Below are 15125 nucleotides of genomic sequence, written 5' to 3' on the forward strand. Positions count from 1 at the left end.
ATGCACCTATATCGAGGTGATCAGTATTGTATGAAAAAATGCTTGCGCCTGCACTCATTTAACGTGCTTTTCTTAAAACCACTTAATGCACGGCCAGTTTTATATAAAGCATGCTAATATGCCTGCATGGGGAATGAACAGCTCAAGCCATGTCGAATCTGAATAAGAAACTATCCAAGCGCCTACATTTAAATCATGCCTATGGGCAGCTTATTGCCTTGATTTTTGTCCCCATTATGGTTCTTGCATGTGTTGGCGCGGCACTGGTTTTAACTGAAACTTCGAATGCGGCTAAGGCCCAGCAGCGCCATACAGCCACTGCAATTCTGACTCGCTATGAGCATGTAGCCCAGCAGTTGTTTTATTTGCTTAGTCAAAACCCCGACCGTTACACTCAAGCACGTAACATTCTACAGTACATGTTTATTGAGCAGCACCTGCAAGGTGCCATGATTATTGATAAAAATGGTAAAAGCTATTTGGATATAGGCTTCCAAAGCGAGCCATCCCAAATAAAGCCTCCACAAAACTCTATCTTTTTTGGACCTGTTTCCTATCATCACAATCATCTTTATGGCTTGCAGATATCTTCTGATCCAGCCAATAAAGCTTGGCTGGTTATTGAAATGGACAACCAGCCATTGGAAATTGCGCGTTACCGGGTCATGATAGTGTTGATCGCTACCGGGCTTTTAACCTTATTATTGCTGTTACTGTGCCTGAATTTTTATTCACGGCGCTGGATTGCACCGATGTATGAGATCCGCATGCAGCTACAGCGGTTAAATGTCGATACTTTAGACCAGCACATTATTATTAACAGTACTGGCGAGCTGAGACTCTTACAGCGCGATATTGCCAATGTAGTGAAACGCCTACATTTTAGCTTTCTGGAGCTAAAAGAACATACCGAACAGACTGAGGATGACCTGCGCCGGACACTGGATACTTTAGAGGTTCAGAATATTACTTATCGCCAGGCACGCGATCAGGCAATTTCTGCAAATCAGGCCAAGTCAGTATTTCTAGCCAATATCTCGCATGAGTTACGTACCCCACTAAACAGTATTGACGGTTTTATTCACTTGATGCTAAGGCAGGATAATCTTAGCAATGAGCAGAATCTGTATTTGCAGACTATCCGTAAATCTTCTGCTCACCTGCTGGCCCTGATTAACGATGTACTGGATTTTTCTAAAATTGATGCCGGTAAGCTTGAGCTTGAAACTGCACCATTTGACCTTGAGGAAGCTATTTTTGATGTAATGGATATGCTGTCACCCCTTGCCGCACAAAAACAGATCGATATGGCATTTTATTATGGTGATGATGTTCCGCAATATATTGTAGGTGATGTACTGCGCTTCAAGCAGATTCTGACCAATTTGATTTCCAATGCAATCAAATTCACCCCAGATGGCGAGATTATTGTCCGGGCGCGGATGGAACAAGATGGTATGGAACAATGTCTCTTACATTTCAGTGTGCAGGATAGCGGCATTGGTCTGAGCGGTACTGATCGCAAAAAACTGTTTGAGTCTTTCTCACAGGGTGATACTTCGGTAACACGCCAGTTTGGAGGAACAGGTCTAGGGCTTGCAATCTCTAAACAGTTAGTACACCTGATGCAGGGACAAATCGGATTTGAAGATAATCAGGAGCGTGCACCTACAGAAAAGGGCTCAACATTCTGGTTTACCGCCATGTTTGGCGTAGAAGATGAGCATGAACAGCAACATCCGAATTTCGAACATATTCATGTTTTATCCTTCTTGGCCCATCCAGCTACTGCTAACGTATTGCGTCATTATCTGGAAAATTATCAGGTTAAGCATACTGAGACACAGTCAATCCTGGATCTGTTCAGCCGCCTGAACCAGCTAAAAGACCAGAGTGAGAATACTTGGCTCATTGTAGACCATAGTGGTGACAGTGAAGCATTACTAAAAGAAATTCGTAGCCGCTATTCGGGACATCTTGCTGTTTATGGATACCAGATGGTGCTTGAGCCGAATATTCTTACTGAATATCGTGCACGTCCTCTGTATCAGCCTCTTAGCCGTACCGCATTAATTCAGCTACTCAGCAACCAGCCAGTATTTGAACAGGATAGCCTTGAAAGTTTTAATGGCCGTGGCTTGCATATATTGGCTGTCGATGATCACTTACCAAATCTGATTGTACTTGAGGCATTACTAGGCGAGCTTAACGTTACAACCACCAAAGCGCTCAGTGGGCAGGAAGCACTAGATATCCTGCATCATCAGATTGAGCGCAAAGAAAAACTATTTGACCTGATCTTTATGGATATCCAGATGCCGGTAATGTCGGGAATTGACACCACCCGGGCTATCCGCTCACTGGAGTCAACGCTAGAGGGAGAAGTCCATCTACCGATTATCGCCCTGACTGCTCATGCTTTAGCCGATGAAAAAAATAAACTGCTGAAAGTAGGGATGGATGACTATGTCACCAAACCCATTCAAATTGATCAGCTGATTCATATCCTGACGCAGTGGACCAATAATCAGTTTAATCAGCCTCCCGCAATTGAAAGCGGTATTTTACTTGATGCTCTAGACCCTGAAGTTCTGGACTGGCAACAAAGCCTTCAACTGGCAGCGAACAAGGAAGACCTGGCCCATGATCTGCTTAAGATGTTGGTGGACAGTTTTCCGGCTGAACTGGCTGAAATGCAGCAATTGATTGAGCTGGAAGATTTTCCCCAGCTTGAACATGTACTGCACCGTCTATATGGCGCCACCCGTTATGTAGGTACGCCCAAGTTACAGGAGACCAGCGGAAGTTTTGAACAGTTTGTCTCTACCTTGCGCAAAGAACGCCGTAAGGCAGATGAAGCTTTTATTCAGGAAACCTTAAACCGTTTTGATGAACTAACAGCAATCATTCATGAAGTTGAGACTGCTGCCCGGCACATTCTGGATGCTTCTTAAAGCAAATTAATTGACTTAAATGCAAGACACAGCTCATTTACGTGACTCGGCTGTCATGCATCTGAGGTCATGCAATGGTATGCTCAGCCTCAAGAGAGAAAATAAGAGTTAGAAAAATGGCACTACTGCGTATAGAAAAAAATAATGGGATAGCGATAGTCTATCTGAACCGGCCAGAGAAACGTAATGCAATGAGTTTTGCTTTGTTACGTGAACTGGTCAGTACAGCCAAAACTATAGAAAAAGATCGTTCCATCCGCTGTGTTATTCTAACAGGTGAGGCCAATGTATTTAGCGCGGGTATTGATCTGGGTGACCTCAATAATCCTAAAAACCGGGCCTATGCTGTTTGGGAGCTGCTCAAACCCGGTCAAAGCCTTTTCCAGAAAGCCTTTCTGGTCTGGCAAAACCTGCCAGTTCCGGTAATTGCAGCCCTCGAAGGTTTCTGTTTTGGTGCTGGAATGCAGCTTGCACTGGCTGCCGATATTCGCATTGCCCACCCTGAAACAAAGATGTCGATCATGGAAAGTCGCTGGGGCCTAGTTCCTGATATGGGTCTGTCACGTTCTTTAAAAGGTCTGGTGGGTATAGATCTGGCTAAGGAATTAACACTGACCGCACGGATTTTCAAAGCTCAATATGCCAAAGAAATTGGTTTAGTAACTCATTTGGATGAACAGCCTCTAGTACGGGCTCAAGCTTTGGCACAAGAAATGCTGCAACGCTCACCTGATGCTTTACTGGCTGCAAAACGGGTTCTGGAAGCAATGCAACATCAGCCAAAACAGTCATTACGGCTAGAAAAAATCTGGCAATTCAAGTTATTACTAGCAAAAAACACACGTCTTGCCCGTCAAAAAGATAAACGTCCTGAAATTGAATATCTGCCGCGTCAATACAAATAATAGAGAGCGAGACTGATGAGTTTTAACCGTGACACTCCAATAGCATTTTTAGGCATGGGACTGATGGGAAGCCGCATGGCTGCACGCCTGATTCATGCCGGCTTTCAGGTCGCAGTCTGGAACCGGACAGCTTCTGCTTGCGCCCCCCTGCTTGACACAGGTGCAAAAGCATTAGATCTGGAGCAACTGGGACGTTATAAAATTATTCTGACTTGTCTGGCAGATGATCAGGCTGTCCAGCAAGTTTTCAACCAGATCCAGCCCTATTTAAAACCCGGCCAGACCATTGTAGATTTTTCCAGTCTATCAGTAGATAAAACCCTGGAACTGGCACAGGCAGCCCGACGGCAACATGTCAACTGGATTGACTCTCCCGTATCAGGGGGTACAGCAGGAGCCGAACAGGGAACACTAGTGATTTTCGCTGGTGGAAATGCTGAAAAAATTCAGGACCTCACCTTAGTCTACAATGTTTTGTCACAACGTGTGACTCGTATGGGAGAAACAGGCACAGGTCAGGCGACCAAAATCTGCAACCAGCTCATTGTTGCGGCCAACAGTACATTAATTGCCGAAGCAGTTGCACTAGCAGAACAGGCTGGTGTTGATACCCGGCTATTAGCTCCTGCACTTGCAGGTGGTTTTGCCGACTCAAAACCGTTTCAGATTCTTGCTCCGCGTATGGCTACTCATGTATTTGAACCGGTACAATGGAAAGTGCAGACTTTATCAAAAGATCTAGGAAATGCAGTTAAGCTGGCAGAACAGTTCAAACTTGATATACCTGTAGCAAAGCAGGCCTTAACACAGTTAACTTCACACCAGCAAAATGGTTTTGCGAAAAAAGACCTGGCTACCGTGATTCAGCAGGTCAAATCTTAATTGTTCAAGGAATGAAAATATGAGCAAGCTTGCAGTCAATCTGTCTATGATCTTTACTGAAGTGCCACTCATTGAGCGTTTTGCACTTGCTCATGCGCATGGCTTCCAGCATGTCGAAATCCAGTTTCCTTATGAGCTCGAAATAGAACAGATTGCCAGACAGCTGCACAAATACAAATTGGGTCTATGTCTGATCAATGTACCGGCTGGCGACCTGATGCAAGGCGGTAATGGCCTAGCAGGAGTCCCGGGGCAGGAAATTGCCTTTCATCGTGCTCTTGAACAGGCCATTGATTATGCTATAGCACTTAAAGTACCCAGTATAAATATACTGGCCGGCAAACAGCCCGAAGATGCAGATTTACTGCCTTGTCTAAACACCTTGGCACACAACTTGAAACTGGCCTGTCACCTTGCGACAGAGCAGGGAATTCAGCCAGTTTTTGAGATGATCAATGCCACAGACATGCCACGCTTCTTGGTACAAAACATAGCACAGGCTCAGGAAATGCTTGAAGCAGTCAACCATCCAGCCTTAAAAATGCAATATGATTGCTACCATATGGCAATGATGGGTGAAGATGTGTTGGCATCCTTGCAAGAAAATATTGCTTCAATTGGACATATCCAGTTTGCTGACTGCCCGGGACGACATGAGCCTGATACGGCCCAGATTTCTTATTCAGAGATTTTCACTTGGTTAAAGCAAAGTAAATATTCAGGATTTATTGCCGCAGAGTATAAACCAAGAGCTCACTCAAACGCTTCTTTTCACTGGAAAAATAAATATTTTCCTGATCAGATTTAATACATAAAATGTTACGCGCGATAATTTGAAATCTGTTCATAAAAGCGCTATATTAGATACTGAATAATAGTCTGGAAAATATGTTTTTTATGAATTTAGAACCATCGCCCAGCGTGTCTAATTCTTACGATCTCGCCATGAATTCTCAAAGCCAGAGTGTGCAGGAATGCTTAAAAGTTGTGCACAATGCTTTAACCGATGTAAAAGCTAAAGATATTATTGAACTTGATGTCAGTTCAATCAGTAATGTTGCTGATGCAATTGTAATCGCAAGTGGTACATCAACACGTCATGTAAAAGCTTTGGCTGATAATGTTGCTGATGAAGCACGTAAAGCCGGTTTCCGTCCTATAGGTATTGAAGGTGAACGTGATGCAGAATGGATCCTGATTGATTTAGGATATGTAGTGGTACATGTGATGCTACCTACTGCACGTAAGTTCTACGATCTAGAAAGCTTATGGCGTAATGCACCCGAATCTGTAGCGTAAAACTCCCTGAAAAAGCGACCTCTTCGGTCGCTTTTTTATATTTAATACCTTTTTAATAATTCATTATATAAAGCTGTTAAAAAACCGATATGCCACTTATTTTTTGGATATGATCTGTTTTTTTTGACCAGTTTAAGTCGAATAATGCATAAAATTTCAAACCGGTTAAATCCTCCTGAATAGCAATATTTAAAACTCCCTATTCTCCCGCATTCAATATGAAAAGGTGAGGCAGCATATTGCCCACCATTTTAAAAGTATTTATTTCGAGCAAATATACTATGCATTACTACTCCTATTAAGTAAGGTATACGGATTAAAGATAGAAGATATAAGGCGTAAAACAGATCAATTATTTTCTTTAATATATTTTTTATAAAAGAAATAGCAATTTAAATTAAACCTGCAGGCTTAACCCTGCCAGTCTATAAGACAGTAGATTCAATATAAATAATAGAAAGGGTTATAAATGATTTCTTTAATTTTTAATAAATACCATAAAACAGATGAGGAAAGCTAAATTGAATACTATATAGTAGTTTAGAATAAATTTTGTTTGCCTACATTAAATAAGATTATAAAAAAAGCCACCCTAAGATGGCTTTCATTATTTTTTAGAAATTAGTGACCCGTGCCATTAATTGCTTTGGTCATATCCTCGACCACTTTCTTCGCATCACCGAAAATCATCATAGTTTTTTCGTTGTAGAACAGGTCATTATCGAGTCCAGCATAACCAGTTGCCATTGAACGTTTGATTACCATGATAGTACGTGCCTTATGCGCTTCAAGAATTGGCATACCATAGATTGGCGAGTTTGGATCATCTTTAGCAGCCGGATTGACCACATCATTTGCACCAATTACCAGTACCACGTCAGTTGCTGGGAAATCTGAGTTAATCTCATCCATTTCCAGAATATCTTCATAAGGTACATCAGCTTCAGCAAGTAAAACGTTCATATGCCCCGGCATGCGGCCTGCAACCGGATGAATTGCAAACCGTACAGTAACACCCTGCTCTTTTAACAGATTGGCTAATTCCTTGACCGCATTTTGCGCACGGCCTTGCGCCATTCCATAACCTGGCACAATTACTACACTGTCTGCATTTGACATCAGGAAGCCAGCATCATCAGCTGAACCTGAACGGTGGTTACGCTGCACCTGCTCACCTGCGGCTGCACTTCCTGCGACCGCAGTACCGCCCATTGCGCCACCAAACAGTACATTAATGATAGAGCGATTCATGGCTTTACACATGATATAAGATAAAATAGCACCTGATGAACCCACCAGTGAACCTGCCACTATCAGCATATTATTTTCCAGGGTAAAACCAATACCCGCAGCCGCCCAGCCAGAAAAAGAGTTAAGTAACGAAACCACTACCGGCATATCACCACCGCCAACCGGTGCAATCCATACCCAGCCAAAGACCAGTGCCAAGATAGTCATTGCCCAGAATGCCTGCATGTTTCCTGTTGTAAAGAAGTAAAAACCGCATGCTAACATGGCAATAAAGATAATCGCCTGTACTGGTTTTACCCAGCCACCAGAGATCGTTTTAGCCCATTTCTTTGCAGCCAGTTTACCGTAAGCAAATACTGAGGCTGTAAAGGTAATTGCACCTACAAAACAACCCACAAACAGTTCAAACAGGTGAACCTTGTTCATATGGGCATGTTCAACTCCAGCAGCAGTCAGGGCCGCTTCATTTTGTAAAAACAATGCGCTGAGCTGGTTATTATGCAGAATGGCTGCTATCGCAATCAGAACTGCTGCCAGACCCACCAGAGAATGCATTAAAGCTACAGTTTCCGGCATCTGAGTCATCGGTACAGTACGTGCCCGGGCAATACCAATTAACCCGCCCAGTACCATTGCTCCTACAATCATCCAGATGACTGGATGATCTGCAACAAAGAATGTAGTGATTACCGCAATCGCCATAGCAATCATGCCATAACGGTTACCAGCAATCGCTGTTTTAGGGCCTGATAAACCGCGTAAGGTCAGAATAAAAAGAATGGCACCAATCAGGTAGAACCAATCCGCATTTGCTCGAATAAATTCCATTTATTAGCCCTCTTTTTTCTTTTGCTTTGGCTTAAACATTTCAAGCATGCGTGCCGTTACAGCGAAACCGCCAAAAATATTAATACTGGCCAGAAAGACTGCGATTGCACCAAGTACACTCACTACATTGATGCTCTGGAACGCTACATTTGCATCTACACCAAACACAGGCATACCTACTGTCTGAATCATGGCACCCACAATAATAATTGAGGAAAGTGCATTGGTTACTGCCATCAACGGTGTATGTAATGCCGGAGTAACGCCCCATACCACGTAATAACCCACAAAGATGGCTAGGACAAAAATTGTAATAGTTTCAACCATGAGCAGTCTCCTTAACCACGTTTAAGCAGGACTTGGCCATTGTGAGTGACCAGCAGGGCTTTTTGAATTTCGTCTTCCAGGTTAACCGTAAAGTTTTTTTCTTGATCAAACAGGGTTTCGACAAAATTGAATACATTACGGGCATACAATGCTGAAGCTTCTGTCGCCACAGTGGCAGGAATATTCGGCACACCCAGAATTTTTACACCATTACTGGTCGTGACTGTCTCACCACATTTAGAGCCTTCTACATTACCGCCTGACTCAACTGCCATATCCAGAATGACTGAGCCCGGTTTCATCTTGGCCACAGTTTCAGCTTTAATAAGACGCGGCGCATCGCGGCCAGGTAGCAGTGCCGTAGTAATTACAATATCGGCATTGGAAACAGCTTTATCAACAATAGCGGCCTGATCTTTAATATATTGTTCACCAGGCATCCAGCCGTAACCATTTTTTGCAGCTTCCGCAGCACGTTGCTGCTCTTCTGCAGACATGGGTACATCCAGCCATTTGCCACCCAAAGACTCAACCTGATCTTTTGCAGTTGGACGCAGGTCAGTTGCTTCAACTACTGCACCCAGGCGCTTCGCTGTTGCAATTGCCTGCAGGCCTGCAACACCCACTCCCATGACTACTACACGGGCGGGCTTTACAGTACCAGCCGCGGTCATCAGCATTGGGAACATACGTTGATATTCATTGGCCGCCAGCAATACCGATTTGTAACCGGCCAAGTTGGCCTGTGAAGACAGTACATCCATATTTTGTGCACGAGACAAAGTACGGGGCAACAACTCAAGGGCAAATGCAGAAACCTGTTGTGATGCAAACTGATCAAGCTCAGTATTACGATATGGATCAAACATTGCCACAACCGTTGTATGAGGAGAAAGTTTCTGAATCTCCTCCCCTTTAGGTGCCCGAACTTTTAAAATAATCTGGCTATTCTGATAGGCATCATCGGTTATGGTTGCACCAACCTGTTCATAAGCGCTATCTATATAAGCAGCTTTAACCCCTGCTCCACGTTCAATAACGACACTATGACCAGCATTGATCAACTTTTTTACTGTCTCTGGCGTAGCAGCCACACGATTTTCACCGATAACAGTTTCGGTTGGGATTCCGATCTGCATGAGCGTTCCTCAAGCTAATTTTTCTTAAGTAAACATCGCCAAAAACGATGTTTCCCCCAGGATGTATTCTTGTTGAATTTCTGGATTCTAATTGAACCGTTTTAAAATACTACCCAATATTTATTTAATAAATACCTATATTTTGAACTGATGATTCATAAATATAAAAAATCCAACCATAAAATATAATTATTATTTATACATTAAATGAATATTTTTTATTCATTCTGTTTATTTTTTCTCCGTTCTTTCTTTTAATTTCCTTGTTATATATTTTTTATAATTTTCTATAGCAACATTGAATGGCATTTCTGACAATGAATGGAACACTTTTAAACATTCATCACGCCACTTGCCGACTTTATTTTCCGGCAACCTGTACTTAATTTAATTCTATATGAAGGCATATTTTGCTTTTCTGACAGAATAGTGAGTTCATTAAAATAAGAAAATAGCAGTGTTCTTTAAAGTTCTAGGCAAAAAAGTGAATCATGGATAAAGCATATTAAACTGGTTAGCTACACTTAGTAGTGATAGATATTTTGTTAAATCTAGAGCTTTATCATAGTTTGAAAAAAATATAGAAATTTACAGAAAAAGTTTTTTCATCATTTTATCTGATGATGAACAGCTGATCTATTTCTATTTTTTGATTTAAATTGCACTATTTTTGGGCATAAATACAACAAGAGTTAAGACTGTATAAGTTAAATTTCTATATAGTGATTATTCTGCTGTGTTCTGATCAAGCAAAACTTTCTCTAATAAATGATCTTAACAAATTGACTTATTCCCCAAGCTTTAAGGATTAATGACTTTTTTATATTTTCTCTCACCACGGTAAAACTTTATAATTCAAGTATCGATACGTTTGCCGCTCTGGCTGTATCAGGCAACGTGATTAAACAAGACTATAAAATGAAATTCTCCATTACCCGGATACAGCTTGGCTCCCTGTTTGCCATTTGCTCTGCTTTTCTATTTAGTACCAAAGCAATTTTTATCAAGCAGACTTATGCTCTTTCTCCACTGGTTGACGCTACGCTATTGATGGCGCTGAGAATGGCGAGTGCCTTGCCCTTTTTTCTTGTTATTTGCTGGCTGAATCGTCACCGTAATCAGGATATCAGACCGCGAGAATGGTTATTACTGGTGTTGGCGGGCATACTTGGCTATTACCTTGCCAGCTGGCTTGATTTCTTAGGATTAATGTTTATCAGTGCCTCATTGGAAAGGATTATCCTGTTTTTATATCCAACTCTAACGGTACTGGCTTCTAGTCTGATTTACCGGCAAAAGCTCGCTCCAAAAATGCTTTTTGCAATTTTACTCAGCTATAGTGGTACAGTTTTAGTGATGTTACAGGAACATCAGTCTGGTCCTGAAAACTCTTTATGGTTAGGTGCAGGACTGGTTTTTGCCAGTGCTGTGGCCTTTTCAGCTTACCTTTTGCTTACACCGCACCTAATCCATAAATTTGGTTCCTGGAATTTTACAGGCCTAGCCCTGAGTGTGGCTTGTAGTGGTACTTTAATACATTATTTTCTTGCTACCCCCCAACCTTTAGTACTGATTACACAGTTACCTGCCTCTGTGATCTGGTACGGTATTGCACTAGGAATTCTGGTGACAGTATTGCCTACTATTTTACTCATGCAGAGTATAGAGCGATTGGGTGCAGCGCAATCAGCCATGATTGCCTCTATTGGACCAATTTTGACACTGCTTCTGGCCGTAGTATTTTTAGACGAATACCTGAATGGCTGGCAGTGGCTAGGATGTATCTTAAATATTGTTGGTGTAATGATAATTACATTAAGTAAGCGAAAGCTGCAGCATTGAATTTTACTTTTATGGAAGTTAGATATTCTGCTTGTCTATAATAGTTATTTTCATAATGTGCTAAAAGAGTGCATGAAGAATCTTAAATAACTGCGTATCAAAGTAGAATAGCAGCAACTTGATGTAAGCTGGAGCTGCCCTGCATCTCTATAGCAAATACAGTTTCAGAAAAGTAACCGCCAGATTTGGCCATTTTTTAATTCCGGAAAAGTAAAATGGATAACTCTCAGGATATTAGCCAGAACAGACCACTGCTCTGGCTAATGGCAATCGCATGTGGGCTATGTGCAGGAGTAAATTATTATTGTCAGCCACTGGTACATTCTATTCAGCAATATTTTGCCGTAACTGAGGCCCAAGCAGCTTTAACTGTTACTTTTGCTCAGGTCTCTTATGCGCTAGGCTTGCTGTTTATTGTACCTTTAGGGGATATTCTCAATAAAAGCAGATTTATTCCTTTACTCATGTTTTTTGCTGCTATTGGTCTGCTTCTTTGTGGTTTTGCTATCAACCTGCCTATGCTCTGGGTTGGCACTGTTATAGCAGGTCTGTTTTCAGTTGCTGCTCAGGTGCTTATTCCACTGGCTACCATGGCGGTTCAACCGGAAAAGACCGGAGAGGTTGTTGGTTTTTTAATGAGTGGCCTGTTAATTGGGATACTTCTTTCAACCAGTCTGGCAGGCGTATTATCCAATCTATTTGAATGGAACATTATTTATTTGGCTAGCGCGGTCATGATGTTATGCCTGGCTTACCTGCTAAAAAGTCGGCTGCCTTATGTCATGCGTTTCAAGATGGGCTATCTGCAAATCTTTAGTTCAATGGCCAGCCTGATTAAAGAAGAAAAACGTCTGGTCTTACGCTCACTCGTCGGTGGGTGCGCATTCGCTTCGGTCAGTACACTTTTTTCAACAATTGCAGTATTACTTTCAGGGCCTGCATTCCAGCTACCTGACTTTATGATTGGCTTGATACCTCTTATGGGGATATTTGGTGCCTTATCCACCCAGTGGATTGGTAAACAGGCAGATAAAGGTTATACCCGGATTCTTACCTGGATCGGTTGCGGGCTATTAGGTATCAGCTGGATTGCATTTTATTTTACCCAGTATAGCTTAATAAGTTATATCACCGGCTTCGGTATAATCCATCTAGGTTTGGCAATAGTGCATAGCTGCAACCAGAATATTGTCTTCCGGCTACGCCCAGATGCCAAATCCCGTTTAAATGCCATTTACATGACCATGTATTTTATTGGAGCTGCGGGCGGTTCTGCATTAGGGATTTATGCTTGGCATCATGGGGGATGGCTGATGACCTGTCTCGCTGGTTTCTCTTTGGCTCTAGCTGCAACAGTATTTGCCCTGATTGACCAGTTGATCAAGCATGAGCCGCAGCAGGCTTAAAAAATTTTGATCACCTAGAAACTAGCAAACAGCAACTTGAGGATAAAAAGGCTGCTGGCTATGGCTAAAACATTCTCCATGTTCCAGCATGATTAAAATTAACACAGGAAGCAATGTAGTCAGGATACGGGAAGCCAGCTCATTCAGCTCAGCCTGTAACTGGCTTTTGCAGGTGATGCCACCTTGCAGAATTTGAGTATGTAGCGTTATTAATCTTGCAAATACTATTTCTAGTAATGCAGCAGTGTCTTTATGTCTGAATATCTGTTCACAGTTTTGCTGCTCCTGTAAATCTTGCATCTGCCATTCTGGCTGTGTTAGCTGGCCATGACGATATTGCCAGTAGGACTGCCGGCTATATTGACTCATCAGGTAAGTCTGTATAGCTGAATAAAGCCTTCCCCATAAAGTTCGCTCAAGTTTCCCTTCTACATCATATTGCAAGAGTGATTTTAAAAATAGGCAGAGTTCTTCTTGATGTGAAATTTGGTTTATTTTTGAAGTCACATATAGGGCCTGTAAGCTAATCCACAGGCTAAGTATCTTTAGCTCGAGATTTTCATCGAGATCAATCGATTGCTTCAACCAGCTGATGCTACGCTGCATCCGCAAATTAAAATGCTCAGGATATTCGGCTTTTTTTGCTCTGAAAACCTCTTCTAGCACTAACATTGCCTACCCCACTTATGATTATTTTATCTTGTCTATATTTTTAAAATAGCGCTAAAGCTGAGGTTACTTCAAATACTTATTGTGACCAGAGGTTAATTTTATTTTATACCTCGTGATTTGGCCCTACAGTTAAAAGCTTACCCTGTTGTATCAGATCTAAACCCCGTATAATACGCCTCTTCGTTTTTCTGTTAGCTTCAGGTCCGGATATGCAAATTCTTCAGTCACCTCAGCCTCGTATTTCGGTTGCGCCGATGATGGATTGGACAATAAATTTAAAATATATATTAAATATCAATAATTTATAAAAATATTAAAATTCCATGGCGTAAAATTGGTGTAAGTTTAATCTTTTGTATCAAAACTTAATCCCTCAACATTCTCACTCCCAAACAATGATTGACGATCTAACGCTCCAGAACCAAATCAGGGATCTGGCTTTAGCGAGTCGGAGCGAACCGACCGATGGTTGGCGTACCGAAGAGCTTGACCCTAAGTTGTGGAACGGTTGGCGTAAAATGATTCAGGGGGACCGGCTAGAAATCGCTGAATACGATCTGACGGCTAAGGTTAGCCAAGGGGACTCTCCTAGTGACAAGCCCGGAGTGGTTGAAGGTCTAAAACAAAGAATAAGGGCTTACAACTTTAGTAAACAAAGGACGTCATCAATAGCAGTGATATAAAAAGTTATCTTTGCCGCCCCGATAAGGCTTTACGGGGCGACTAAGTCTCACCCAACCGACAATTCCGATAGTTTCAGAATAAGCTTTGAGTTTTCTAAGATTGGAATTACTACACCACAGCACGTACTCGAGATACTACAAATAGCTTTTTGGTAGGACCGATACCGAATAAATATCCATAATACATCAGGAGAAACTTTTTTTAATTTTCTGTAACCGGTCATAAATCAGTGGCGGATAATTTGCATGATATTCACCACACTCTGGGCAATGCTCTTGTTTTAGGTACGCTTGATTGTCGAGATCTTGATAAGGAAAAACGCTGAAGAGAAGTTCGTGCTGCATAAGCGTTTTATAAAAACTCTTATGATAAGGTGCAATCTCGCTGTCTTTGATTTTGTCGAAATATAGGTCAACGCTGTTCAAAATGCTCATAATTTCTTTAACCCCGTCGAACCTTAAAATGTCGTCATCTTTGTGAATATCAACATCTAAGCTCTCTAGATCCTCAATGAAACATTTAATCGCTCGCCGGGAATGCAAAAGGATCATTTGCGACTTGCCATCAATCATCTTTTCCTGATCGTAGCTAAAATTTTTCTCTGTACACGACAAATTTCACAGAACCCTTATCCTATCAGGATTCTGCCTTCTTAAAATTGCCAAAATTTCCTTAAACTCTTCTTTTTTCCCAAAACCAATTAAACGCTGAATCGCCATTTGAACATAGTCTAAACCATAGCGAAATAAACTCATTGAGAGTCGTCCATGCTTCTTTATTTTTATCGCTTTTTTTTGATCATGTTGCCATTCACCCGTTAAGTAACACCAACAGAAGCTTATAGCTAACACCGCAATCAATTTTTTCACTCGTCTAGGGTCTGTCAAGCGCGTATTTTCAAGATTAAACCCGCGTCCTTTGAGACAACTGAATAAG

Annotated in this window: 12 protein-coding genes and 1 pseudogene; 7 read left to right on the forward strand and 6 right to left on the reverse strand. The window is 41.8% G+C overall.

What is annotated here, in order from left to right; all coding sequences use genetic code 11:
• The first annotated feature begins 149 nt into the window (after nt 1-149).
• From N518_RS0108790 to rsfS, 5 genes are all read left to right on the forward strand, one after another.
• Complete coding sequence (locus N518_RS0108790) at nt 150-2954, forward strand: ATP-binding protein (protein ID WP_005023479.1); 2805 nt, start codon at nt 150-152, stop codon at nt 2952-2954.
• A 116-nt stretch (nt 2955-3070) separates the two neighbouring features.
• Nucleotides 3071-3859 carry a crotonase/enoyl-CoA hydratase family protein gene (locus tag N518_RS0108795; RefSeq protein ID WP_005023477.1) on the forward strand — a complete coding sequence of 263 codons (789 nt, stop codon included), beginning with the start codon at nt 3071-3073 and terminating at the stop codon, nt 3857-3859.
• A gap of 15 nt (nt 3860-3874) precedes the next feature.
• On the forward strand, nt 3875-4741 hold the full coding sequence (locus N518_RS0108800) for an NAD(P)-dependent oxidoreductase (RefSeq protein ID WP_005023474.1): 867 nt from the start codon (nt 3875-3877) through the stop codon (nt 4739-4741).
• Between the two features lie 19 nt (nt 4742-4760).
• Nucleotides 4761-5549 carry a hydroxypyruvate isomerase family protein gene (locus N518_RS0108805; protein WP_005023472.1) on the forward strand — a complete coding sequence of 263 codons (789 nt, stop codon included), beginning with the start codon at nt 4761-4763 and terminating at the stop codon, nt 5547-5549.
• A gap of 89 nt (nt 5550-5638) precedes the next feature.
• The gene (gene rsfS / locus N518_RS0108810) at nt 5639-6040 is read left to right on the forward strand and encodes a ribosome silencing factor (protein ID WP_005016239.1); all 402 of its coding nucleotides are present in this window, start codon (nt 5639-5641) and stop codon (nt 6038-6040) included.
• Nucleotides 6041-6661: 621 nt separating this feature from the next.
• On the opposite strand, the gene N518_RS0108815 is transcribed toward rsfS, so the two are convergent.
• Genes N518_RS0108815 through N518_RS0108825 form a run of 3 tightly spaced genes read right to left on the reverse strand, consistent with a single transcriptional unit; the run spans nt 6662 to nt 9585 of the window.
• Complete coding sequence (locus tag N518_RS0108815; protein ID WP_005023470.1) at nt 6662-8119, reverse strand: NAD(P)(+) transhydrogenase (Re/Si-specific) subunit beta; 1458 nt, start codon at nt 8117-8119, stop codon at nt 6662-6664.
• Nucleotides 8120-8122: 3 nt separating this feature from the next.
• Nucleotides 8123-8446 carry a proton-translocating transhydrogenase family protein gene (locus N518_RS0108820; protein ID WP_005016254.1) on the reverse strand — a complete coding sequence of 108 codons (324 nt, stop codon included), beginning with the start codon at nt 8444-8446 and terminating at the stop codon, nt 8123-8125.
• 11 nt (nt 8447-8457) lie between these two features.
• Nucleotides 8458-9585: a Re/Si-specific NAD(P)(+) transhydrogenase subunit alpha gene (locus N518_RS0108825; RefSeq protein WP_005023468.1), complete on the reverse strand. Its 1128-nt coding sequence runs from the start codon at nt 9583-9585 to the stop codon at nt 8458-8460.
• A gap of 918 nt (nt 9586-10503) precedes the next feature.
• On the opposite strand from N518_RS0108825, the gene N518_RS0108830 reads away from it, so the two are divergent.
• Together N518_RS0108830 and N518_RS0108840 are read left to right on the forward strand one after the other, a co-directional pair.
• Nucleotides 10504-11427 (forward strand): DMT family transporter, encoded by a 924-nt coding sequence (locus N518_RS0108830; RefSeq protein WP_005023465.1) that lies wholly within the window; start codon nt 10504-10506, stop codon nt 11425-11427.
• Nucleotides 11428-11642: 215 nt separating this feature from the next.
• Nucleotides 11643-12833, forward strand: a complete 1191-nt coding sequence (locus N518_RS0108840) for an MFS transporter (protein WP_005023463.1) — start codon at nt 11643-11645, stop codon at nt 12831-12833.
• Nucleotides 12834-12854: 21 nt separating this feature from the next.
• Here the strand turns inward: N518_RS0108840 and N518_RS0108845 are convergent, their stop codons facing one another.
• The 3 genes and pseudogenes from N518_RS0108845 to N518_RS0108860 form a co-directional block, all read right to left on the reverse strand.
• The gene (locus tag N518_RS0108845) at nt 12855-13505 is read right to left on the reverse strand and encodes a HEPN domain-containing protein (RefSeq protein WP_005023461.1); all 651 of its coding nucleotides are present in this window, start codon (nt 13503-13505) and stop codon (nt 12855-12857) included.
• 869 nt (nt 13506-14374) lie between these two features.
• Nucleotides 14375-14761: a hypothetical protein gene (locus tag N518_RS16170; RefSeq protein ID WP_228133331.1), complete on the reverse strand. Its 387-nt coding sequence runs from the start codon at nt 14759-14761 to the stop codon at nt 14375-14377.
• A 45-nt stretch (nt 14762-14806) separates the two neighbouring features.
• A pseudogene (locus tag N518_RS0108860) lies at nt 14807-15125 on the reverse strand (IS4 family transposase); the annotation flags it as partial.

This window comes from Acinetobacter sp. UNC436CL71CviS28, from assembly GCF_000620525.1.
GTDB classification, from domain to species: domain Bacteria; phylum Pseudomonadota; class Gammaproteobacteria; order Pseudomonadales; family Moraxellaceae; genus Acinetobacter; species Acinetobacter radioresistens.